The sequence below is a fragment of the Pseudoxanthomonas sp. CF385 genome (assembly GCF_900104255.1).
Classification (GTDB): domain Bacteria; phylum Pseudomonadota; class Gammaproteobacteria; order Xanthomonadales; family Xanthomonadaceae; genus Pseudoxanthomonas_A.
Genome location: NZ_FNKZ01000002.1, coordinates 159404 through 180975 on the forward strand (window position 1 = coordinate 159404; position 21572 = coordinate 180975).

Consider the following 21572-nt stretch of genomic DNA (forward strand, 5'->3'; position numbering starts at 1 on the left):
TTACACACCCTTCTCGAACACGCCGAAGAACACCAGCAACGCCGTCACCGCGATCCAGAAGATCGTGAGCGGGATGAACACCTTCCAGCCCAGGCGCATGATCTGGTCGTAGCGGTAACGCGGGAAGCTGGCGCGGAACCAGATGTACGCGCTGGCGAAGAACAGGACCTTCAGCAGCAGCCACGGCCAGCCGCCGGTCCAGATCCAGTTGATCCAGGGCGACACGTCGGCGGTGATCCAGCCCTGCAGCGGACTCAGCCAGCCGCCGAGGAAGAACAGCGCGACCAGGAAGCTGACCAGGATCATGTTGGCGTATTCGGCCAGGAAGAACAGCGCGAACGCCGCGCCCGAGTACTCCACCATGTGGCCGGCCACGATCTCCGATTCGCCTTCCACCACGTCGAACGGCGAGCGGTTGGTCTCGGCGACGCCGGACACCCAGTAGACGATGAAGAGCGGGAACAGGGGCAGCCAGAACCATTCGAAGAAACCGGCATCGCCCGCCTGCGCCATCACGATGTCGGTCAGGTTCAGGCTGCCGGCGGCGATCAGCACGCCCACCAGCGCGAAGCCCATCGCGATCTCGTAGCTGACGACCTGCGCGGCCGAGCGCATCGCGCCGAGGAAGGCGTACTTCGAGTTCGATGCCCAGCCGGCGATGATGATGCCGTACACGCCCAGCGAGGTCATCGCGAGCAGGTACAGCAGGCCGGCATTGGCGTTGGACAGGACCAGTTGGTAGTCGAACGGCACCACCGCCCACGCGGCGAACGCCGGCGCCAGCACGATCAGCGGCGCGATCACGTACATCGCCTTCTGCGCGCTGCTGGGCTGGATGATTTCCTTGAACAGCAGTTTGAAGACGTCGGCGAAGGCCTGGAAAATGCCCATGCCCACATACATCGGCCCGTGGCGCACGTGCATCCAGCCGATCAGCTTGCGCTCCCAGACCACGTAGAACGCGACCGAAATGATCACCGGCATGGCGATCGCCAGGATCTTCAGCACGATCCACAACACCATGCCGATGTCGCCCAGCCCGAAGAACCACTCGCGCAGGGGCCCGACGGCGTTGATCAACAGTTCGTTCATGCGCTCACCACCGTCACGCGTCCGGCACCCAGCGGGGCCGTGGCGCCGTAGCCACTTTCGATCCAGGCCGCGCCCGCGGCGACGCGGGCATCCACCACCACCGGCAGCGCCGCGGTGCCGATGCCGTTGCCGACCTTGGCGACCTGGCCATCCGCCACGCCGGCAGCCTGTGCATCGGCCGGGTTGAGGACGATGCGCGCGCCGGTGTTCAGCGGGTGCGCCTGCAGGGCTTCCGCACGACGGACCGTGCCGTCGGTGCGGTAAATCGCGGCGCTGACGGCAAGTTCCAGCCCTTGGCCCTGTGCGGCAGGCGCCGCCGAGGTGGCCACGGACACGGCCTTCGGATGAGCCACGGCATCGCGCATGCCCGCCGCATCGGCAAACTCGAAGCCACCCAGTTGCAGTTCACCGCCCAGGGCGCGCAGCACCTTCCAGCCCTCGCGGGCCTCGCCCGGCAGCTTGCCGGCGGCCTGCGTGTGCTGGTCCTTGCCATCGAGATTGGTCAGCGTCGCTTCGATTTCCGGCAGCGCGCCGATCGGCAGGATCACGTCGGCCACGTCGCGCGTGGACTTGCAGGCGAATTGACTGAACGCCACGACCCTCGCCGAAACCAGCGCCTGGGTGGCGGCCGGCGTGTCGGCGAAATCCAGGCCCGGCTCGATGCCGTAGATGACGTAGGCGTTGCGCGGCGCGGCGAACATGCCGGCCACGTCGCGACCGCTCGGCAGCACGCCCTGGCGCGCCAGGCCGACGGCGTTGGCGCCCTGCGGAATGCGGCACAGCGAAGCGCCGGTCGCGGCGGCGAACTCGCCGGCAGCCGCACGCAGCGCGGCGGCCTGCGGGTGGTTCTCGGCGATGCCGCCGACGATCACGACCGCACGGTTGCCGGCCTTGGCGACGTCGCGCAGTGCGGCGGCGTTGAGCGCACCGCCCAGCTGCGACGGCGCCACGATGTGCTTGCCGGCGAGGCTGAAGGCGAAATCGAAGTCGACCGGATTGACCGCGTGCACCTTGGCGCCCTTGCGGACGGCCTTGCGGATGCGCTGGTGCAGCAGCGGCAGCTCGTGGCGGATGTTGGTGCCGAACAGCACGATGACATCGGCCTGTTCGATCTCCGCCAGCGGCAGCGCGAACGGCTGGGCGACCGCGCCATCGGAGAAGTCGCGGTTGTTGATGCGGTGGTCGAGGTTGCCGGTACCGAGGCCGTCGGCCAGCTTTGCGAGCAGGCCACCCTCCTCGTTCGACACCGCCGGATGCACCAGCACGCCGAGACCGTCGCCGCGGTTCGCGCGCAGGATCTCGGCGGCCGCCGCCAGGCCTTCGGCCCAGGACACTTCGCGCCACTCACCGTTGACCTTCTGCAGCGGCTTCACCGCGCGATCATCGGCATACAGGCCCTGGTGCGAATAGCGGTCGCGGTCGGACAGCCAGCACTCGTTGACGGACTCGTTCTCGCGCGGGACGGTACGCAGCACTTGGCCGCGGCGCGAGTGGTAGAACACGTTGGAACCCATCGCGTCGTGGAAGCCGACGGATTCGCGCGCGATCAGTTCCCACGGACGGGCGCGGAACTGGAACACCTTGTTGGTCAGCGCGCCCACCGGGCACACGTCGATGACGTTGCCGGAGATTTCGGTGGTCAGCGGCTTGCCGTCGTAGGTGCCGATCTGCAGGTTCTCGCCACGGTACATGCCGCCCAGCTCGTAAGTGCCGGCGACGTCCGCGGTGAAGCGCACGCAGCGCGTGCACTGGATGCAGCGGGTCATCTCGGTGGCGACCAGCGGACCGATGTCCTCGTCCGGCACCACGCGCTTGCGTTCCTGGAAGCGGCTGACCGAGCGGCCATAGCCCAGCGAGAGATCCTGCAGCTCGCACTCGCCGCCCTGGTCGCAGATCGGGCAATCGAGCGGGTGGTTGATCAGCAGGAATTCCATCACGTTGCGCTGCGACTTCAACGCCTTGTCGCTGCGCGTGGCGATCTTCATGCCGTCCATCACCGGCGTGGCGCAGGCCGGCGCCGGCTTCGGCATCTTCTCGACTTCGACCAGGCACATGCGGCAGTTGGCCGCGATCGGCAGCTTCTCGTGGTAGCAGAAGCGCGGGATCGGGATGCCTGCCTTGTCGGCGGCCTGGATGATCATCGAACCCTTGGGCGCGGCCAGTTCCTGACCGTCGATGAAGACGGTGACGTGGTCCGGCGGCAGGTTGGGATTCACGGGCTGCGCACTCACGCGGCCACCTCCAGGTTGGAACGGACCACCGTGCCATCGCGCTCGTCGTCGACGAGGAAACGCTTGTTGACGATCGCGTATTCGAATTCGTGCCAGAAGTGGCGCAGCATGCCCTGCACCGGCCATGCGGCGGCTTCGCCGAACGCGCAGATGGTGTGGCCTTCGATCTGGCCCGCCGCCGCGCGCAGCGTCTGCAGGTCCTCGATCGTGGCCTTGTGCTCGGCCACACGGGTCAGCATGCGGTACATCCAGCCGGTGCCTTCGCGGCACGGCGTGCACTGGCCGCAGCTTTCCTTGTAGTAGAAGCGCGCGATGCGCTGGCACGCACGCACCATGCAGGTGGTGTCATCCATCACCACGACGGCACCCGAGCCCAGGCCGGAACCGGCCTTCTGGATGCTGTCGTAGTCCATCGTCAGGCCCATCATCACCTCGCCCGGCAGCACCGGCATCGAGGAGCCGCCCGGGATGACGGCCTTGAGCTTGCGGCCTTCGCGCATGCCGCCGCACAGCTCGAGCAGGTCGGCGAACGAGGTGCCCAGGCGGATCTCATGGTTGCCCGGCTTCGCGACGTGGCCGGAGACCGAAAAGATCTTGCAGCCGCCGTTGTTGGGCTTGCCCAGGCTCATGAACCATTCGGCGCCGTTGCGCACGATGGCGGGCACCGAGGCGTAGGTCTCGGTGTTGTTGATCGTGGTCGGCTTGCCGTACAGGCCGAAGTTGGCCGGGAACGGCGGCTTGAAGCGCGGCTGGCCCTTCTTGCCTTCCAGCGACTCCATCAGCGCGGTCTCTTCGCCGCAGATGTAGGCACCCGCGCCCAGCGCGTTGTACAGGTCGATGTCCACGCCCGAACCGAGGATGTTCTTGCCCAGCCAGCCGTGCTTGTAGGCTTCGGCGGTGGCTTCTTCCAGGTGCTCGAAGGGCTCGTGGTGGAACTCGCCGCGCAGGTAGTTGTAGCCCACGGTCGAACCGGTGGCGTAGCAGGCGATCGCCATGCCCTCGATCACCGCATGCGGGTTGTAGCGCAGGATATCGCGGTCCTTGGCGGTGCCAGGCTCGGATTCGTCCGAATTGCAGAGGATGTACTTCTGCATGTCGCCCTTGGGCATGAAGCTCCACTTCAGGCCGGTCGGGAAGCCCGCGCCGCCGCGGCCGCGCAGGCCGGACTGCTTGACCATCTCGACGACGTCGGCCGGCGGGATCTTCTCTTCGATGATCTTGCGCAGCGCGGCGTAACCGCCGGTCTTGAGGTAGTTCTCGTAGGACCAGGGCTTGTCGAAGTGCAGCGTCGTATAGACGGCCTGGTGCTCCTTGGGAGCGGGGCCGACCGGGCCGTAGCCTTCGGAATAGTGTGAATGGCCTGCCATGCGCTTACTCCAGCCCGTCCAGCAGCTCGTCGACCTTCGCCGGCGTGAGATTCTCGTGGTAGTGGCCGTTGATCACGACCACCGGCGCGCCACAGCACGCGGCCACGCACTCTTCTTCGCGCTTCAGGTACACGCGGCCATCGGCGGTGGATTCGCCCAGCTTGCAGCCCAGCTTCTTCTCCGCGTGCGCGACCAGGTCCTGGGCGCCGTTGAGCCAGCAGCTGATGTTGGTGCAGAAGGCGACGTTGTTGCGGCCCACCTTCTCGGTCTCGAACATCGAGTAGAAGCTGGCGACCTCGTAGGCCCACACCGGCGGCAGGTCCAGGTACTTCGCGACCGCGGCGATCAGCTCATCGGTCAGCCAGCCGGCGTTCTGCTCCTGTGCGGCGTGCAGGCCCTGCAGCACCGCGGAACGCTTGCGGTCCGGCGGGAACTTGGCCAGCCAATGATCGATGTGCGCGCGCGTCTGGTCGCTCAATGCCACCAGCGGATCGACGTTCTGCGCCGCTTCGAAATTACCTGTGGCCCTCATCGGTCCACCTCACCAAAGACAAGATCATAGGTACCGATCATCGCGACGACGTCGGGGAGCATGTGGCCGCGCACGATCTCGTCCATCGAGGACAGGTGCGCGAAACCCGGCGCGCGCAACTTCACGCGGAAGGGCTTGTTGGCGCCGTCGGACACCAGGTAACAGCCGAACTCGCCCTTCGGCGCCTCGACCGCGGCGTAGGTCTCGCCGGCCGGCACGCAGTAGCCTTCGCTGAAGAGCTTGAAGTGGTGGATCAGCGCTTCCATGTCGTCCTTCATCTCCTCGCGGGAGGGCGGAGCGACCTTGAAGTTCTGCACCATGACCGGGCCGGGATTGGCCTTCAGCCACTTCACGCACTGCTGGATGATGCGGTTGGACTGGCGCATCTCGGCGACGCGGACCAGGTAACGGTCGTAGCAGTCGCCGTTGGCGCCGACCGGGATGTCGAAATCGACCACGTCGTACTTCGCGTACGGCTGCTTTTTGCGCAGGTCCCAGGCGATGCCCGAGCCACGCAGCATCGCACCGGTCATGCCGAGGGCACGCGCCTGCTCCGGCGACACCACGCCGATGCCGACGGTGCGCTGCTTCCAGATGCGGTTGTCGGTCAGCAGTGTCTCGTACTCGTCGACGCGCTTGGGGAACTCGTTGGTGAAGTCTTCCAGGAAGTCGAGCAGCGAGCCTTCGCGCGCCTGGTTGAAATGCGCCAGCGCCTTGCCTTTGCGCCAGGGCGATTCCTTGTACTTCGGCATGCGGTCAGGCAGATCGCGGTATACGCCGCCGGGGCGGTAGTACGTCGCGTGCATGCGCGCGCCGCTGACCGCCTCGTAGCAGTCCATCAGCTCTTCGCGTTCGCGGAAGGCGTACAGCATGACCGCCATCGCGCCGAGGTCGAGCGCGTTGGAGCCGATCCACATCAGGTGGTTCAGGATGCGGGTGATCTCGTCGAACATCGTGCGGATGTACTGCGCACGCTCCGGCGCCTCGATGCCCATCAGGGTCTCGATGGCGCGCACGTAGGCGTGCTCGTTGCACATCATCGACACGTAGTCCAGGCGATCCATGTAGCCGATCGACTGGTTGAACGGCTTGGATTCGGCCAGCTTCTCGGTGCCCCGGTGCAGCAGGCCCACGTGCGGATCGGCACGGACGATGGTTTCGCCGTCCATCTCCAGGATCAGGCGCAGCACGCCGTGCGCGGCCGGATGCTGCGGGCCGAAGTTCAGCGTGTAGTTGCGGATCTCCTGCTTGGCCTCGGCAGGATTGCTGGCGAACGCGGCGCCGGATTGCGGATTGCTCATGCCTTGCCCTCGCGCGCCGCGGCTTCGCCGGCGGCGGTCTGGTAGCGTGCGTCATCGCGGATCACGCGCGGCACGCCGACACGCGGCTCGACCGAGGTGACCGGTTCGTAGACCACGCGCTTCTTCTCTTCGTCGTAGCGGACTTCGACGTTGCCGATCAGCGGGAAGTCCTTGCGGAACGGATGGCCGACGAACCCGTAGTCCGTCAGGATGCGGCGCAGGTCCGGATGGCCTTCGAAGATGATGCCGTACAGGTCGAACGCCTCGCGCTCGAACCAGTTAAGGCCGGGCCACACATCGCTCACCGAGGCCACGACCGGCAGCCCGTCGTCCGGCGCGAAGCAGCGCACGCGCACGCGGCGGTTGTGCTGGTACGACAGCAGGTGCAGGACCACGGCGAAGCGGTTCGGCCGGGCGGCGTCGCGCGGACGCTGTTCCCAGCTGAAACGGCCCGGGCCGAAGCCTTCGACGCCGCGGCTGAAGCCTTCGGACGACACGTCGGCGGTATCCCACTCGGCGTCGCCGTAGCCCAGGTAGTCCACGCCGCTGACGTCGACGGCCTGCTCGAAGCCGAATTCGTCGCGCAGCGCGAGCGCCACCGCATGCCAGACCGCGGACGGCACTTCCAGGGTGACCTCGCCGCGCGGCTCGGCGACGCTGACCGTCGCGTCGGCGAAACGCGCGCGCAACTGGTCGGTGAAGTTTGCAGCTTGCTCAGCCATGGGGCGTGGCGTGCTCTAGAAAGGGAACGGGGGAGAGGCGGATCAGCGCGCGATGGTCTGCGTGCGCCAGATCTTCTTCTGCAACTGCAGGATGCCGTACACCAGCGCTTCGGCCGTCGGCGGGCAACCGGGCACGTACACGTCCACCGGCACGATGCGGTCGCAACCGCGCACCACCGAGTACGAGTAGTGGTAGTAGCCGCCACCGTTGGCGCAGCTGCCCATCGAGATCACCCACTTCGGTTCGGGCATCTGGTCGTAGACCTTGCGCAGCGCCGGAGCCATCTTGTTGACCAGCGTACCGGCGACGATCATCACGTCGGACTGGCGCGGCGACGGGCGGAACACCACGCCGTAGCGGTCCAGGTCCAGGCGCGAGGTGCCGGCGTGCATCATCTCCACGGCGCAGCAGGCCAGGCCGAACGTCATCGGCCACATCGAGCCGGTGCGCGCCCAGTTCATCAGCGCGTCGACGCTGGTGGTGACGTAGCCCTTTTCCAGCAGCGGGTTGTCGCCCTCGGGGCGCAGGATGTCGTCCACCCGCCCTTCCGGGATCGGGTTGTTCATCAGACGGTCGACGGTCTGGATCACTCCCATTCGAGCGCTCCCTTCTTCCAAACGTAAATGAAGCCGAGGAACAGCATGCCCACGAACAGACCCATCGTGACCAGCGCACGCGGACCCAGCTCCTGGAACACCAGCGTCCACGGAACAATGAAGATGATTTCCAGATCGAAGACGATGAACTGGATGGCAATCAGGTAGTAGCGCACGTCGAACTTCATGCGCGCGTCTTCGAACGCCTCGAAGCCGCATTCGTACGGGGACAGCTTCTGCACGTCCGGCCGGCGGGGGCCGAGGAAGCGTCCGGCCACCATCAGCGCGATGCCGATGCCGGTGGCGACGATCAGGAACAACAGGGTGGGCAGGTAATTGGCCAGCACTCGCTTGTCTCTTCTTGTCCTTTCCGCCCGACCGCATGCGACTGCGTCCGGGCCTGAACGGGGCTCGCGCCATGGGCCGGGGCTCGGCGTTCGCCGTGGCCCTGGCCAGCGGCGCAGGGGCATCGGGACTTCCGTACGGCCCGGAGCCCGACGGCACATCCACCTCGGCATACCGGCGCGTACTGCGTCGGCGTGCCATTCGCGGGCCCCCTTCCGCAACACGTACCGGGCGCCCGATGAATCGACGGGATTGTAACGGTTGGTGAACTTGGTAGTAAACGATTACCCGCGTGTATCGCCGTGCGCGAGCCAACAAAAAACCCGCCTCGCGGCGGGTTTTTTACCAGTTCCGCGCGGTGGCGGTCCTGTTTGCTGCTGGTGCCCAAGAGGGGACTCGAACCCCTACGACTTTCGTCGCTACCACCTCAAGGTAGTGCGTCTACCAATTCCGCCACCTGGGCTTTGAAACCTGCGCAGCTGCGCGCCGCGCCATTGTAGCCGGGCTCAGCCGCCCTGCGGCGGCGTCACCGGCGCCTGCTGCTCGCCGGCGGCCGGCGCGGGCGCGGCTTCCTGCGGGGCGGCGGGCACGGTACCGGCGGGCGCCGGCGCCTGGATCGGGGTGCTCGGCACGGTCGACGGCTTGGGCAGTTCGCCCGCCGGGACTTCCGACGTGGCGGCCGGCAGCTGCGACATCACGCCCAGGTTCTGCTGGGTGGTCGGGCGCGCACTGTGGGTCGCGTACCACGCCATGAACAGGCTGATGCCGAAGAACGCTACGGCCAGCCACTTGGTGCTCTTGGACAGGAAGTTGGACGCGCCGCGCGCACCGAACACCGTGCCCGACGCACCGGCGCCGAAGCCGGAACCGGCCTGCGCGCCCGAGCCGCGCTGCATCAGCACCAGCGCGATGATCGCGATGGCCACCAGCACGTACACCACATTAAGGATCAACATCCACATCGGATTCAGTCTCGACCGGTTGAGTCGCCAGGCCCCCATGGGCCGGCGTTGCCGGGGTCACCCCCGGCCGGCCGCCGCTTGCGCGATGGCCAGGAAATCCCGGGCGACCAGGGAAGCGCCGCCCACCAGCCCTCCATCGACATCGGGCTGCGCAAACAGTTCCGCGGCGTTGTCGGGCTTCACGCTGCCCCCGTACAGGAGGGTCAGTGAATCGGCGATTCTAGCATCGCGCGCGGCCACTTCGCCACGGATGAACGCATGCACCGCCTGCGCCTGCGCCGGCGTGGCGGTCAGGCCGGTACCGATCGCCCAGACCGGCTCGTACGAAATCACCGCGTCGGCGAACGCCTGCAGGCCGGCGGCGTCGAACACGGCCTCCAGCTGCTTGAGGATGCGGAACTCGGTCTGGCCGTCCTTGCGCTGCTGTTCGGTCTCGCCCACGCACAGCACGGGAATCAGGCCGGCGTTCTTTGCGGCGACGAACTTGCGCGCCACGAACTCGCTGCTCTCGTCGTGGTACTGGCGGCGCTCGGAATGGCCGACCAGGCCGTAGCGCGCCCCCACGTCGACCAGCATGGAAGCCGAGACTTCACCGGTATAAGCGCCCTTTTCGTTGCTGCTGACGTCCTGCGCACCGAACGCGACCCCGCGGTCGCCGTAGTCTTCGATCAGCTCGCCCAGGTAAGGCAGCGGCGGCAGGACCAGCAGGTCCACGCCGTCCAGCGGGAGGCCGGCGACCAGCTCGTCCATCAGCGCGGTGGCGAACCCACGGTTGCCGTGGAGCTTCCAGTTCCCAGCCACAAGCTTGCGGCGCATAAGACCAATTCCTGTCCAGTTCGGGCCGCGCAGTCTAACGGATGTTGGCCGGCGGACCTACCCGCCACGGTATCGTGCAGGCGGACCACCCATGCCCGGACCGCCGATGACCGACACCTTCCCTGCCCCGACTTCCGGCCACGCCCTCGTCACCGGCGCCTCCAGTGGCATCGGCGAACAGATCGCGCGCGAGTACGCGCGGCGCGGCGTGCCCCTGGTGCTGACGGCACGCCGCGCGGACCGCCTGCAGGCGCTGGCGGACGAACTGGCGGCGCAGGTGCCCGTCGAGGTGATCGCCTGCGACCTGGCGGACCCCGCCGCGCCGGCCACCCTCGTGGCCGAACTCGAACGCCGCGGCATCGCGGTGCGGATCCTCGTCAACAACGCCGGCTACGGTGTGCCGGGTCGCTATCGCGCCAGCGAGTGGGCGGTGCATGCGGCCTTCCTGCAGGTCATGGTCACGGCCGTCGGCGAACTGTGCTGGCGCCTGCTGCCCGCGATCCGCGCCAGCGGCCAGGGCCGCATCATCAACGTGGCCTCGTTCGCCGCGCTGATGCCCGCGGCGGAAGGCCAGACGCTGTATGCGCCGGCGAAGAGCTTCCTGCTCAAGCTGAGCGAGGCGCTTGCGCTCGAGAACGCCGATCGCGGCGTCCACGTCACCGCGCTGTGCCCGGGCTTCACCTATTCCGAATTCCACGACGTCACCGGCACCCGTGCCCGCATGCAGGTATCGCCGACGATGTGGCTGCAGGCCACCGACGTCGCACGTGCCGGCATCGACGGCAACGAGCGTGGCGAGGTGCTGGTGGTGCCGGGCTGGCGATACCGGCTGATGCACGCGATCGTGAAGCTGCTTCCTCACCGGGTCGCGCTGGGCCTGATGGCGCGCAATTCGCGCAAAGTGCGTCCGCTGAATTAACGGGTCCGGAAACGCACGACGCCGGCAAGCCGGCGTCGTGGGACAGCATGAGCGCGTTGCGCGCCGGCTTATTTCAGCTTGATCTCGCGCAGGCGCTCTTCCAGGTAACCCTGGGCGGTGATCGGCTCCGGATAGCGCGAGGGATTTTCGGCCGTGATCGTCGATGGCAGCACGTCGATCAGGAAATCCGGATTCGGGTGCAGGAAGAACGGCACCGAATAGCGCGGCTGGCGCGCCTGTTCGCCCGGCGGGTTGGTCACGCGATGCGTCGTCGACGGATACACGTGGTTGGTCAGGCGCTGCAGCATGTCGCCGATGTTGACCACGATGGTGTCGGCGTCGGAGGTGAACGGCACCCATTCGCCCTGCTTGGAACGCACTTCCAGGCCCGCGGCACTCGCGCCGACCAGCAGCGTGATCAGGTTGATGTCCTCGTGCGCGCCGGCGCGTACGTTCGGGATGTCGTCGGCGGTGATCGGCGGGTAATGGATCGGACGCAGGATCGAATTGCCCGAGTTCGTCTTGTCGACGAAATAGTCCTCCGGCAGGCCGATGTGCAGCGCCAGCGCCGACAGCACGCGCGAACCCAACTGGTCCAGCGCCTGGTACAGGCCGTACCCGTGCTCCTTGAAACCGGGGACCTCGACGGGCCACAGGTTCGGCGGCATGACGTCGCGATACTTCGACTCCTCGGGGATCTCGCGGCCGACGTGCCAGAACTCCTTCAGGTCGAAGTGCTTGGAGTCCTTCGCGGTTTCCACGCCGAACGGCGTGTAGCCGCGCGCACCACCGCCGCCGGGCACGTGGTACTGCTTCTTCACCTCGTCCGGCAGCGCGAAGAAACGCTTGAACACGTCGTAGGCCGCATCGATCTGCGCCTGCGGGATGCCGTGGTTGCGGATGCCGGCGAAACCCCACTCGCGATAGGCCGCGCCCAGCTCGGCGACGAAGGCTTCACGGTCGGTTTCGAAACGGGTGATGTCCAGCGTGGGGATACGGGCGCTCATAGGGGTCTGCTCCAACAAGGATGTCGCACGGGGACGCCATTGGAACGCCCCCGCGCCAGTGATTCATTGATCCGGCTCAAGCCGCGGCGGCGGCCCGCACGGCGTCGGCCAGGGTGTCCAGCGTGCTGCGCACCAGCGCATCGTCGTCGGCCTCGACGGTGACGCGCACGACCGGCTCGGTGCCGGAGGGTCGCAGAAACGCGCGACCGCGCCCGGAAACCGCGGCCTGCGCCTGGGCCAGGGCGGCCTGCACGCTGGCGGCCTCGGTCGGCTTGGCGCCGTTGGCCAGCTTCACGTTGATGGTCTTCTGCGGCAGCATCGTCAGCCCGTCGAGGGCCTCGCGCAGCGTCTGCCGGCGACGGCGCAGCGCTTCCAGCACCTGCAGCGCGGCGATGATGGCATCGCCCGTGGTGGTGCGGTCCAGGCACAGCAGGTGGCCGGAGGCTTCGCCGCCGAGCACTGCGTTGCCTTCGACCAGCGCCTGGTGCACGTAGCGATCGCCGACCTTGGTACGGACGAACGGGATCTCGAGCTTGCCCAGCGCGCGCTCGAGGCCGTAGTTGGTCATCAGCGTGCCGACCACCGGGCCACGCAGGCGGCCACTGGCCTGCCAGTCGCGCGCCAGCAGGTAGATCAGCTGGTCGCCGTCCACGGGCACACCCTCGCCGTCCGCCATCAGCACGCGGTCGCCGTCCCCGTCGAAGGCGATGCCCAGGTGGGCGCCGGTCTCGCGGACCTTCGCGGCCAGGTTCTCCACGTGCATGGAGCCCACGCCGTCGTTGATGTTGATGCCGTTGGGTTCGACCCCGATCGTGATCACGTCGGCGCCCAGTTCGCGGAACAGCAGCGGCGCGATGTGGTACGTGGCGCCATGCGCGCAGTCCAGCACCAGCTTCAGTCCCTTGAGGTCGAAGCGGCGCGGCACGCTGGCCTTGCAGAATTCCATGTAGCGGCCGACCGCATCGCGCGTGCGGATCGCCTTGCCGAGCTTCTCGGACTCGGCGGTGAAGAACGGCGCGTCGATCGCCGCCTCGATGGCCAGTTCGGTGGCGTCGTCCAGCTTCTCGCCTTCGGCCGAGAAGAACTTGATGCCGTTGTCGTGGTGCGGGTTGTGCGAGGCGCTGATGACGATGCCCGCATCGGCGCCGAGGGTACGTGTCAGGAACGCCACGCCCGGCGTGGGCATCGGGCCCATCAGCTGGACGTCGGCACCGGCGGCGACCAGCCCGGCTTCGAGGGCGGCTTCGAACATGTAACCGGAAATGCGCGTGTCCTTGCCGATCACCACCACCGGCCGCGCGTCGCCCGCCTTCTCGCACAGCACGCGCCCCAGGGCGTTGCCCAGGCGCAGCACGAAGTCGGCGGAGATCGGGCTGGTGCCGACCCGGCCGCGGATGCCGTCGGTACCGAAATATTTGCGGCTCATGCGGTCACCAGTTCGCTGTCCTGCGGCTTGGGCTGTTTCATCAGCAACGCCAGCAGGTCGGCGAGGCGGTCACGCATCTCGCGGCGGTCGCAGATCTGGTCTATCGCACCGTGCGCCACCAGGAACTCCGAACGCTGGAAGCCTTCCGGCAGCGTCTCGCGCACGGTCTGTTCGATCACGCGCGGGCCCGCGAAGCCGATCAGCGCTTCCGGCTCGGCCAGGTTGATGTCGCCCAGCATCGCGAAGCTGGCCGACACACCGCCGGTGGTGGGATGCGTCATCACCGAGATGTACGGCAGGCCCGCCTCGCGCAATTTACCCAGCGCGGCCGAGGTCTTGGCCATCTGCATCAGCGAGAACAGGCTCTCCTGCATGCGCGCGCCGCCGCTGGCGGAGAAGCACACGAACGGCGAACCGATCTCCAGCGCCTTCTCTGCACCCAGCGAGAAACGCTCACCGACCACCGAGCCCATCGAGCCGCCCATGTAGGCGAAGTCGAAGCAGCTGGCGACCAGGTCGCGTCCCTTCAGCTGGCCCTGCAGGGTGATCAGCGCATCGCGCTCGCCGGTGCTCTTCTGCGCGGCCTTGATGCGGTCGGCGTACTTCTTCTGGTCCTTGAACTTCAGCACGTCGGTCGGGCCCAGCGCGGCGCCGATCTCGCGGGTGCTGCCCGGGTCGAACAGCGCCGCCATGCGGGCACGGGCGCGGATCGGCATGTGGAAGCTGCACTTCGGGCAGACCTCCAGGTTCTCTTCCAGCTCCGGCCGGTACAGCACCGCGCCGCAGCGATCGCATTTTTCCCACAGCCCCTCGGGGACGCTGCGTTTGCTCTTGCCCGCGTTGCCTTCGGTGCGGATGCCCGACGGCATCAGTTTGCTGAGCCAGCTCATGCGTGGTCTTGCTGCCTGCCCCGGAGGGGCCCAATGGATTAGCGCGGCAGTTTAGCTCAGTCGTCCATGCACAACCGTACGGTGGCTCAGCCGTCCAGCGCCGCCCGCAACGGCGCCAGGAAGGCGGCAGCCCGGGCAGGCGCGTCCGCACCCGCCTCGGCCAGCGCCGCCACCAGCGCACTGCCCACCACCACGCCGTCCGCATCGGCCGCCATGGCCGATGCACTGGCCGCGTCCTTGATCCCGAAGCCGGCCACGACCGGCGCACGGGACCCCTGCCGCAGCTGCTTCAGGCGCTCGCCCGCCGCGCCGATGTCGAGGCGGTCGGAAGCGCCGGTGACGCCGGCGAAACTGACGTAGTAGAGGTAGCCCTGGGCGGTGTCGCACAGCATCTGCAGGCGTCCGGCCGAGGTCGTCGGCGAGGCCAGCGCGATCAGGGCCAGCCCCTCGCGGTTGAAGGCCGCACGGGTCTCCTCGGCCTCTTCCGGCGGCAGGTCGACCAGCAGCACGCCGTCGACGCCGGCCGCGACCGCTTCCTTAGCGAACCGCGCGGAGCCATGGATCTCCACCGGATTCAGATAGCCCATCAGCACAATGGGCGTGCTGTCGTCCTGCTGGCGGAACACCTCCACCGCCTCCAGCACGTAGCGCAGCCCAGCGCCGCGCGCCAACGCACGCTCGGAGCTGCGCTGGATCACCGGGCCATCGGCCATCGGATCGGAGAACGGCACGCCCAGTTCGATCACGTCGGCGCCCGCATCGACCAGCGCATGCATCACCGGCACCGTGGACTCCAGCGACGGATCGCCGGCGGTGATGAACGGCACCAGTGCCTTGCGGCCGTCGGCCTGGAGGGTGGCGAACTTCGCTTCGAAACGGCTCACAGGCTGATCCCCTCTCGCGCGGCGATGGTGTGCACGTCCTTGTCGCCGCGGCCGGACAGGTTGCACAGCACCAGCTGGTCCTTCGGCAGCTCGCGCGCCAGCTTGATCGCCTGTGCGACGGCATGGCTGGATTCCAGCGCGGGCAGGATGCCTTCGGTGCGGGTCAGGCGATGGAACGCGGCGAGCGCTTCTTCGTCGGTCACACCGACGTATTCGGCGCGCCCGCTGTCCTTCAGGAAGGCGTGCTCGGGACCGACGCCCGGGTAGTCCAGGCCGGCAGAAATCGAGTGGGTTTCGATGATCTGCCCGTCGTCGTCGCAGATCACGTAGGTGCGGTTGCCATGCAGCACGCCGACGCGGCCGGCGGCGAGCGACGACGCGTGGCGTCCGGTCTCGATGCCGTCGCCCGCGGCTTCGGCACCGACGATGCGCACGCCGGGATCGTTGAGGAAGGCATGGAACAGGCCGATCGCATTGCTGCCGCCGCCGACGCAGGCGGTGATCGCGTCGGGCAGGCGGCCGTAATCGGCCAGCATCTGCGCCCTCGCCTCGCGGCCGACGATGGCGTTGAAGTCCCGCACCATGCGCGGATACGGGTCCGGGCCGGCGACGGTGCCGATGATGTAGAACGTGTCGTGCACGTTCGTCACCCAGTCGCGCATCGCTTCGTTCAGCGCGTCCTTCAGCGTGGCCGAGCCACTGGTGACCGGTACCACGGTCGCGCCGAGCAGCTTCATCCGGTAGACGTTGATCTTCTGCCGCTCGATGTCGGTCGCGCCCATGTAGACCACGCATTCCAGTCCCAGCCGCGTGGCGACGGTCGCGCTGGCGACGCCGTGCTGGCCCGCGCCGGTCTCGGCGATGATCCGCTTCTTGCCCATCCGGCTGGCCAGCAGCGCCTGGCCGATGGTGTTGTTGATCTTGTGCGCGCCGGTGTGGTTCAGGTCCTCGCGCTTCAGCAGGATCTGCGCGCCCCCGACTTCGCGGCTCAGGCGCTCGGCGTGATAGATCGGGCTGGGCCGGCCGACGTAATGCTTGAGGTCCTTGTCGAAGGCGGCGATGAAGGCCGGGTCGACGCGGGCGGTGTCGTAAGCGGCCGCCAGTTCCTGCAGCGGGCCGATCAGGGTCTCGGCGACGAAGCGTCCGCCGTGGCGGCCGAAGTGGCCCCGGGCATCAGGGTAGGCGTGGTAGTCAGGAACGGACGACATGGCGAAGCTCGAAACGGGACGATGCCTCACGTTATCGCACACATGCCATCAGGAATAGCGATGTTTCCGGGACGACCTGTGAGATAAACTCACATCATGTCCCGTCCGCTCCCGTCCCTCAATGCCCTCCGCGCCTTCGAGGCCGCCGCCCGCTTGGGCAGCGTCAGCCAGGCGGCCGACGAACTGCACGTGACCCACGGCGCGGTCAGCCGCCACCTGCGCGCCCTGGAAGATGCCTTGGGCCGGCCCCTGTTCGTCCGCGACGGCCGCGGCCTGGCGCTGACCGCCGATGGCCACCGCCTGCGCGACAGTGCGGGTGAGGCCTTCGGGGTGCTGCAGGCGGGCTGGAGCGCCCTCCAGCGGGGCCCGCGCGCGACTGCGCTCGTGCTCGGCTGCCCGGGCAGCCTGCTGGCCCGCTGGGTGATCCCGCGCCTGGAACGGCTGGCCCACGACCTGCCCGACCTGACCCTGCACCTGTCCGCGCAGGAAGGCCACATCGACCTGGCCGCCACCGGTCTGGATGCCGCCCTGCTACTGGGCGAGGCGCCCTGGCCATCGGGCTGGCAGGTCTGGCCGCTGGCCCCGGAGTGCATCGGCCCGGTGCTCAGCCCGCGCCATGCACGGTTCGAAGCCTTGCGCGATGCTCCGCCGCGCGCGCTCCTGGACGAACCGCTGCTGCACACCGCCTCGCGGCCGCAGGCCTGGCCGCGCTGGCTGGGCGCCCAGCACCTGCCGGACGCGCCGCGTCTGGGTACCGGCTTCGATCACCTGACCTACCTGCTGGAAGCGGCGGTCGCGGGTCTCGGCGTCGCCATCGCACCCCGCGAACTGGTCCAGGCCGATCTCGACAGCGGCCGGCTCGTCGCGCCGTGGGGGTTCACCGATACGGGCGGGACCTGGGCGTTGTGCGCGGTGCGCGGCGCTCCCGACCCGCGCCTCCCCCTGCTGGCCGACTGGCTGCGCCGGGACCTGCTGGCCGCAGGCTAGCCGCGGGTGTCGGCGATGCGGACCGCGTCGACGAAGCGCCGCATCTTCTCCGCATCCTTCTCGCCTGGCGCCGTCTCGATCCCGCTCGACACGTCCACGCCCCAGGGGCGCGCGGTGCGCAGCGCCAGCGCTACGTTGTCGGGTGTCAGGCCGCCGGCAAGGAGGCAAGGCCGTTCGGTCGCCACGGGCATCTGCCGCCAGTCGAACCGCTGGCCGCTGCCGCCCTGCTCACCCGCCGCATGGCCGTCGAAGAGGAAGCCGCTGGCGTTCGGATAGGCGGCCAGGCTGGCGAACGCGCCCTCGCCCTGCCCACCCATCGCGATCGCTTTCCAGAACGGACGGGCCAACGACGCGGCGAACGCATCGTCTTCGGCGCCATGGAACTGCAGCACGTCCGGCTGCAGCGATTCGACGATCTGTTCGATCTCGTTGCGCGGGTTGTCCATCACCAGCGCGACGACGCCGATTTCCTCCGGCACCAACTCGCGCAGCATGCGCGCCTGGCCCAGCAGCAACCGGCGCGGGCTGCGGGGCGCGAACACCAGGCCGATGTAGTCCACGCCGAGTTCGACCGCCAGGCGGACGTCTTCGGCGCGGGTCAGCCCGCAGAACTTGATGCGCGTATGCATGGCGGCAGGGTAACCCGCCGGCTCAGGCGGCGGGGGCCGGCAGGGTCACTTCGGCCGGCAACGCCCACTCGGCCGGATACAGCGGGCTGACGAAGACCAGCCCGTCCGGCGGCGCGGTGGGCCCGGCGACGGTACGGTCGCGCCCGGCGAGCAATTCCGCGATCCACGCCTCGGGGCGCTCGCCGCGGCCCACGACCAGCAGCGAACCGACGATGTTGCGCACCATGTGGTGCAGGAACGCGTTGGCCTGCACCTCGACGACCACACGCTCGCCCTGCCGCGCGACCGAGATCGCGTGCAGGTTGCGCATCGCGTGCGGCGACTGGCAATGCACGGTGCGGAAGGCGCTGAAGTCGTTCTCGCCCAGCAGCACCTGCGCGGCGCCATGCATCGCGTCGGCATCGAGGGGCATCCGTTCCCAGCTCAGGTACTGGCGCTCCAGCGCCGGCCGCGCGAGGCGGTTTACCAGCGTATAGCGGTAGCGGCGCGCGCGCGCCGAGAAGCGTGCATGGAAATCGTCGGCGACCGGCTGGCACCAGCGTACGCAGACCGCCGGCGGCAGCCGCGCGGTCGCCCCGAGCAGCCAGCTGCGCGGCGTGCGCGCGACGTCGCTGTCGAAATGGACGACCTGGCATTGCGCGTGCACGCCGGCATCGGTGCGGCCGGCGCAGATCGTGTCGACCCGCGCATCGGCGACCGATGACAGCGCATTCTCGAGCGCCGCCTGCACGGTGGTGTCGTCCGGGGTGCCGGACTTGCTCAGTCGCTGCCAGCCCAGAAATCCGCCGCCGTCGTATTCGACGCCCAGCGCGTAACGCATCAGGACTTCACCCGGTCATCCGATCTCGCGCAGCAGCTGCAGCGCTTCGTCGCGTGCGCCGGCATCCGCGCCAGCGGCGACTTCGTTGAGCAGGTCGCGGGCCGTGGCCACGTCGCCGAGATCGAGGTAGGCGACGGCCAGCTCCAGCCGGTCGCGCCCCGCGGGTGCCGTGGCAGGTGCGGGCGACGCGGCGGGCGCGCCACCGGAATGCCAGGTGGGTCCGGATGCTTTCGCGGGCGCAGGTGCGGGCTTCGGCGCCGGCTTGGCGGGTGCGGCGGCGGGCACGATGACCGGCGCCAGCACGGGCGTCGGTTCGGGCGCCGGCTCGGGCGCCGGCTCGGGCGCCGCCTGCGCAGCCACGGGGGTTGGCATGACGGCCGCCAGCTCGGCAGCGCGGCTGGACGAAGGCGTGTCGCCGAGCACGGTGCTTTTCGGAACCGGTGCGAGGCGGCTGCGGCGTTGGGAGAAGCCCCAGGCCAACGAACCGACCAGCAGCAGGCCGAATCCGCCCCAGGCCCATACCGGCACGCCACCCTCGCTGCCCGAGGCCTGCGCCAGGCGTTGCTGCGCCGCGGCCAGGTCGCTGTCCTTCATCGCCAGCAGTTGTTCCTGCTGGGTCTTCAGTTTCTCGAGCTCGGCGACCTGGGTGCGCAGTTCCTGCACTTCGGCATCGCGCGCGGCCAGGTCTTCCTTCGATTGCTGCAGTTGTTCGTTCGCCAACATCTCGCCCTCACCGCCGGCGCTCACGCCGGACTGCGTTCCAGAACCCGACGCGCCTGCGGCGGCGGGCGCGATTTCCAGGCGCGCGTCGGCGACCGGCGCCGTACGCGGTGCCGTCGGCGCGGCGGCCGGCGCGACCACGGCGGCCGGCTGCGGAATCGGCGCGCGTGCGCGTCGCCACTCGGCGATCTGGCTGCGCACCAGCGCAGCCGCCTCGTCTTCGAGGATGGTCTGCGCTTCGGCCGATTCCGGCACGCGCAGCACCGCGCCCTGCTTGAGCAGGTTGATGTTGCCGTTGATGAAGGCCTCGGGATTGGCGCGCAGCAGCGCGACCATCGCCTGATCCAGGGTGTAGCCCTGCGCGCGCGCCAACGGCGCTGCGACCTGCGACAGCGACTGCCCACGACGCACCGTCAGCGCATCGCCCGGCGCGAGTTGCGGGGCGGGTGCCGCCGCGACCGTGGGCGTGGGCGCAGGACGTGTCGGAGTGGCTTCAGGCGTGGGCGGCGCGGCCGGAGTGGGTTCCGGGGTGGCCGCCACGACCGGTTCGACCGGGCGCGCGATGGTGTCCGACGGCGCGGCGACCGGCGCATCGATCACCGGCTGCTCTGCCGCGGCCAACGTGCCCGGCGTGCTGACCAGCGCGGAGTACTCGCGCACCAGCCGACCCTGGCCCCAGTCCACTTCGATCAGGAAATTGACCGCCGGCACGTCCACCGGCGTGCGGCTGGTGACGCGCACGACCGGGCGGCCGGCTTCGTCCAGCGCGACGCTGAAGTCCAGTTCGTTGACCAGGCCTTGCGGGCGCGGAAGCCCGACGCGCTCGAACGTCGTCGGCGACGCCAGCCGCGCACGCAGCTGCTCCAGCTCGCCCGGCTCGCTGGAAATGATCGGAATCTCGGCCAGCAGCGGCTGGCCGGGTTGCGATTTGACATTGATCTCCCCCAGGCCGAGCGCGAGGGCGGCATTGCTCAGCAATGCCAGCCCCAGCCCGATCATGCCGGCCAGGCGGAGTCTTGCCGTCCGAGGTCTGTGCTTCGGTTTCACGGCCCTTCCCCATGTTTCCCGAGCACGACTATAGCCGCTCAGCCGCCGTTCGCCACCAGTTCGGCCAATTGCACGGCGTTCAGGGCCGCGCCCTTGCGGATGTTGTCGGCGACCACCCACAGGTTCAGGCCGCGCGGATGCGAGAAGTCCTCGCGGATGCGGCCGACGAAGACCGGGTCGCGACCGGAGGCGTGGGTGACCGGCGTCGGGTAGCCGCCCGCCTTGGGCTCGTCGACGACTTCCACGCCGGGCGCGGCACGCAGCAGCTCGCGGGCCTGCTCGGGGGTGATCTTCTTCCGGGTCTCGACGTTGACGGCTTCGGAGTGGCCGTAGAACACCGGCACGCGCACCGCGGTGGGGTTCACCTGGATGCTGTCGTCCTCGAGGATCTTGCGCGTCTCCCAGACCAGCTTCATCTCTTCCTTGGTGTAGCCGTTGGGCAGGAACTCGTCGATGTGCGGGATCAGGTTGAACGCGATCTGCGCCTGGAACTTCTTCGGCTCGATGTCCTGGAACGCCAGCAGCTGGGCGGTCTGCCGGCCGAGCTCCTCCAGGCCGGAACGGCCGGCGCCGGACACCGACTGATAGGTGGCCACGTTGATGCGTTCGATGCCGTACTCGCGGTGGATCGGCGCCAGCACCGGCATCAGCTGCATGGTCGAGCAGTTTGGGTTGGCGATGATGCCGCGCGGACGGTTCTTCGCCGCATGCGGGTTCACCTCGGACACCACCAACGGCACGTCGGCGTCGTAGCGGAAGGTCGAGGAGTTGTCGATCACCACCGCACCGGCGGCGGCGAACTTCGGCGCGTATTCCTTCGACACGCCACCGCCTGCGGAGAACAGGGCGATGTCGACGCCGGTGGGGTCGAACGTCTCCAGGTCGAGGATGTCGACCTTCTGGCCCTTGAAGTCGACCTGGGTGCCGGCGGAGCGCGCCGAGGCCAGCAGGACGAGCTTGGCGATGGGGAAATCGCGCTCGGCGAGGATGGACAGCATGGTTTCGCCGACGGCGCCGGTGGCGCCCACGACAGCGACGGTGAAGCTACGGTTCTGGTTGCTCATGATGGG

At 68.5% G+C, this 21572-nt stretch carries 21 protein-coding genes and 1 tRNA gene; 2 read left to right on the forward strand and 20 right to left on the reverse strand.

What is annotated here, in order from left to right; translation table 11 throughout:
• The 11 genes from nuoH to tpiA all read right to left on the reverse strand — a co-directional run bounded on the left by nuoH (position 1) and on the right by tpiA (position 9965).
• Positions 1-1092 (reverse strand): NADH-quinone oxidoreductase subunit NuoH, encoded by a 1092-nt coding sequence (nuoH, locus tag BLT45_RS10950; RefSeq protein WP_093299457.1) that lies wholly within the window; start codon positions 1090-1092, stop codon positions 1-3.
• A complete protein-coding gene (gene nuoG / locus BLT45_RS10955; protein WP_093299462.1) occupies positions 1089-3323 on the reverse strand; it encodes an NADH-quinone oxidoreductase subunit NuoG in 2235 nt (744 codons plus the stop codon). Before nuoG ends, nuoH begins: the two co-directional genes overlap by 4 nt.
• On the reverse strand, positions 3320-4690 hold the full coding sequence (gene nuoF / locus BLT45_RS10960; protein WP_093299468.1) for an NADH-quinone oxidoreductase subunit NuoF: 1371 nt from the start codon (positions 4688-4690) through the stop codon (positions 3320-3322). Before nuoF ends, nuoG begins: the two co-directional genes overlap by 4 nt.
• A 4-nt stretch (positions 4691-4694) precedes the next feature.
• A complete protein-coding gene (gene nuoE / locus BLT45_RS10965; RefSeq protein ID WP_093299476.1) occupies positions 4695-5222 on the reverse strand; it encodes an NADH-quinone oxidoreductase subunit NuoE in 528 nt (175 codons plus the stop codon).
• Positions 5219-6523 carry an NADH-quinone oxidoreductase subunit D gene (locus tag BLT45_RS10970; RefSeq protein ID WP_093299479.1) on the reverse strand — a complete coding sequence of 435 codons (1305 nt, stop codon included), beginning with the start codon at positions 6521-6523 and terminating at the stop codon, positions 5219-5221. Before BLT45_RS10970 ends, nuoE begins: the two co-directional genes overlap by 4 nt.
• Entirely contained in the window at positions 6520-7245 is a 726-nt protein-coding gene (locus tag BLT45_RS10975) for an NADH-quinone oxidoreductase subunit C (protein WP_093299483.1), read from the reverse strand. The genes BLT45_RS10970 and BLT45_RS10975 overlap by 4 nt, the downstream gene beginning before the upstream one ends.
• A gap of 42 nt (positions 7246-7287) precedes the next feature.
• A complete protein-coding gene (locus BLT45_RS10980; protein ID WP_093299488.1) occupies positions 7288-7842 on the reverse strand; it encodes a NuoB/complex I 20 kDa subunit family protein in 555 nt (184 codons plus the stop codon).
• Positions 7833-8189 (reverse strand): NADH-quinone oxidoreductase subunit A, encoded by a 357-nt coding sequence (locus tag BLT45_RS10985; RefSeq protein ID WP_093299493.1) that lies wholly within the window; start codon positions 8187-8189, stop codon positions 7833-7835. Before BLT45_RS10985 ends, BLT45_RS10980 begins: the two co-directional genes overlap by 10 nt.
• A gap of 376 nt (positions 8190-8565) precedes the next feature.
• Positions 8566-8650, reverse strand: a tRNA-Leu gene (locus BLT45_RS10990).
• A 43-nt stretch (positions 8651-8693) separates the two neighbouring features.
• Positions 8694-9149: a preprotein translocase subunit SecG gene (gene secG / locus BLT45_RS10995; RefSeq protein ID WP_093299497.1), complete on the reverse strand. Its 456-nt coding sequence runs from the start codon at positions 9147-9149 to the stop codon at positions 8694-8696.
• 57 nt (positions 9150-9206) lie between these two features.
• Positions 9207-9965, reverse strand: a complete 759-nt coding sequence (tpiA, locus tag BLT45_RS11000; RefSeq protein ID WP_093299500.1) for a triose-phosphate isomerase — start codon at positions 9963-9965, stop codon at positions 9207-9209.
• A 106-nt stretch (positions 9966-10071) separates the two neighbouring features.
• Here tpiA and BLT45_RS11005 point away from each other — a divergent pair, with 106 nt between their 5' ends.
• Positions 10072-10884, forward strand: a complete 813-nt coding sequence (locus BLT45_RS11005) for an SDR family NAD(P)-dependent oxidoreductase (protein ID WP_093299505.1) — start codon at positions 10072-10074, stop codon at positions 10882-10884.
• 68 nt (positions 10885-10952) lie between these two features.
• Here BLT45_RS11005 and BLT45_RS11010 read toward each other — a convergent pair whose 3' ends face one another.
• From BLT45_RS11010 to trpB, 5 genes are all read right to left on the reverse strand, one after another.
• Positions 10953-11891, reverse strand: coding sequence for an isopenicillin N synthase family dioxygenase (locus tag BLT45_RS11010; RefSeq protein WP_093299510.1), 939 nt, complete (start codon positions 11889-11891; stop codon positions 10953-10955).
• A gap of 76 nt (positions 11892-11967) precedes the next feature.
• The gene (gene glmM / locus BLT45_RS11015; RefSeq protein WP_093299515.1) at positions 11968-13317 is read right to left on the reverse strand and encodes a phosphoglucosamine mutase; all 1350 of its coding nucleotides are present in this window, start codon (positions 13315-13317) and stop codon (positions 11968-11970) included.
• Positions 13314-14207, reverse strand: coding sequence for an acetyl-CoA carboxylase, carboxyltransferase subunit beta (accD, locus tag BLT45_RS11020; RefSeq protein WP_093299519.1), 894 nt, complete (start codon positions 14205-14207; stop codon positions 13314-13316). The genes glmM and accD overlap by 4 nt, the downstream gene beginning before the upstream one ends.
• 86 nt (positions 14208-14293) lie before the next feature.
• Entirely contained in the window at positions 14294-15091 is a 798-nt protein-coding gene (trpA, locus tag BLT45_RS11025) for a tryptophan synthase subunit alpha (RefSeq protein WP_093299523.1), read from the reverse strand.
• Positions 15088-16299 carry a tryptophan synthase subunit beta gene (gene trpB / locus BLT45_RS11030; protein WP_093299526.1) on the reverse strand — a complete coding sequence of 404 codons (1212 nt, stop codon included), beginning with the start codon at positions 16297-16299 and terminating at the stop codon, positions 15088-15090. Before trpB ends, trpA begins: the two co-directional genes overlap by 4 nt.
• A 96-nt stretch (positions 16300-16395) precedes the next feature.
• On the opposite strand from trpB, the gene BLT45_RS11035 reads away from it, so the two are divergent.
• Positions 16396-17286: a LysR family transcriptional regulator gene (locus BLT45_RS11035; RefSeq protein ID WP_093299530.1), complete on the forward strand. Its 891-nt coding sequence runs from the start codon at positions 16396-16398 to the stop codon at positions 17284-17286.
• Here BLT45_RS11035 and BLT45_RS11040 read toward each other — a convergent pair.
• The 4 genes from BLT45_RS11040 to BLT45_RS11055 form a co-directional block, all read right to left on the reverse strand.
• Entirely contained in the window at positions 17283-17915 is a 633-nt protein-coding gene (locus BLT45_RS11040) for a phosphoribosylanthranilate isomerase (RefSeq protein ID WP_093299535.1), read from the reverse strand. The genes BLT45_RS11035 and BLT45_RS11040 overlap by 4 nt on opposite strands.
• 22 nt (positions 17916-17937) lie before the next feature.
• The gene (truA, locus tag BLT45_RS11045) at positions 17938-18735 is read right to left on the reverse strand and encodes a tRNA pseudouridine(38-40) synthase TruA (RefSeq protein ID WP_093299539.1); all 798 of its coding nucleotides are present in this window, start codon (positions 18733-18735) and stop codon (positions 17938-17940) included.
• Between the two features lie 15 nt (positions 18736-18750).
• Positions 18751-20454, reverse strand: a complete 1704-nt coding sequence (locus BLT45_RS11050) for a FimV/HubP family polar landmark protein (protein ID WP_093299543.1) — start codon at positions 20452-20454, stop codon at positions 18751-18753.
• Between the two features lie 86 nt (positions 20455-20540).
• On the reverse strand, positions 20541-21566 hold the full coding sequence (locus BLT45_RS11055) for an aspartate-semialdehyde dehydrogenase (protein ID WP_093299546.1): 1026 nt from the start codon (positions 21564-21566) through the stop codon (positions 20541-20543).
• Positions 21567-21572: the final 6 nt, after the last annotated feature.

Bases quoted from the DNA above. Each gene is read 5' to 3' on its own strand.
- nuoH (WP_093299457.1), bottom strand. From the start codon at position 1,092: ATGAACGAACTGTTGATCAACGCCGTCGGGCCCCTGCGCGAGTGGTTC.
- nuoF (WP_093299468.1), bottom strand. From the start codon at position 4,690: ATGGCAGGCCATTCACACTATTCCGAAGGCTACGGCCCGGTCGGCCCC.
- nuoE (WP_093299476.1), bottom strand. From the start codon at position 5,222: ATGAGGGCCACAGGTAATTTCGAAGCGGCGCAGAACGTCGATCCGCTG.
- BLT45_RS10970 (WP_093299479.1), bottom strand. From the start codon at position 6,523: ATGAGCAATCCGCAATCCGGCGCCGCGTTCGCCAGCAATCCTGCCGAG.
- BLT45_RS10975 (WP_093299483.1), bottom strand. From the start codon at position 7,245: ATGGCTGAGCAAGCTGCAAACTTCACCGACCAGTTGCGCGCGCGTTTC.
- BLT45_RS10980 (WP_093299488.1), bottom strand. From the start codon at position 7,842: ATGGGAGTGATCCAGACCGTCGACCGTCTGATGAACAACCCGATCCCG.
- secG (WP_093299497.1), bottom strand. From the start codon at position 9,149: ATGTGGATGTTGATCCTTAATGTGGTGTACGTGCTGGTGGCCATCGCG.
- tpiA (WP_093299500.1), bottom strand. From the start codon at position 9,965: ATGCGCCGCAAGCTTGTGGCTGGGAACTGGAAGCTCCACGGCAACCGT.
- BLT45_RS11005 (WP_093299505.1), top strand. From the start codon at position 10,072: ATGACCGACACCTTCCCTGCCCCGACTTCCGGCCACGCCCTCGTCACC.
- BLT45_RS11010 (WP_093299510.1), bottom strand. From the start codon at position 11,891: ATGAGCGCCCGTATCCCCACGCTGGACATCACCCGTTTCGAAACCGAC.
- glmM (WP_093299515.1), bottom strand. From the start codon at position 13,317: ATGAGCCGCAAATATTTCGGTACCGACGGCATCCGCGGCCGGGTCGGC.
- accD (WP_093299519.1), bottom strand. From the start codon at position 14,207: ATGAGCTGGCTCAGCAAACTGATGCCGTCGGGCATCCGCACCGAAGGC.
- trpB (WP_093299526.1), bottom strand. From the start codon at position 16,299: ATGTCGTCCGTTCCTGACTACCACGCCTACCCTGATGCCCGGGGCCAC.
- BLT45_RS11035 (WP_093299530.1), top strand. From the start codon at position 16,396: ATGTCCCGTCCGCTCCCGTCCCTCAATGCCCTCCGCGCCTTCGAGGCC.
- BLT45_RS11040 (WP_093299535.1), bottom strand. From the start codon at position 17,915: ATGCATACGCGCATCAAGTTCTGCGGGCTGACCCGCGCCGAAGACGTC.
- truA (WP_093299539.1), bottom strand. From the start codon at position 18,735: ATGCGTTACGCGCTGGGCGTCGAATACGACGGCGGCGGATTTCTGGGC.
- BLT45_RS11050 (WP_093299543.1), bottom strand. From the start codon at position 20,454: ATGATCGGGCTGGGGCTGGCATTGCTGAGCAATGCCGCCCTCGCGCTC.
- BLT45_RS11055 (WP_093299546.1), bottom strand. From the start codon at position 21,566: ATGAGCAACCAGAACCGTAGCTTCACCGTCGCTGTCGTGGGCGCCACC.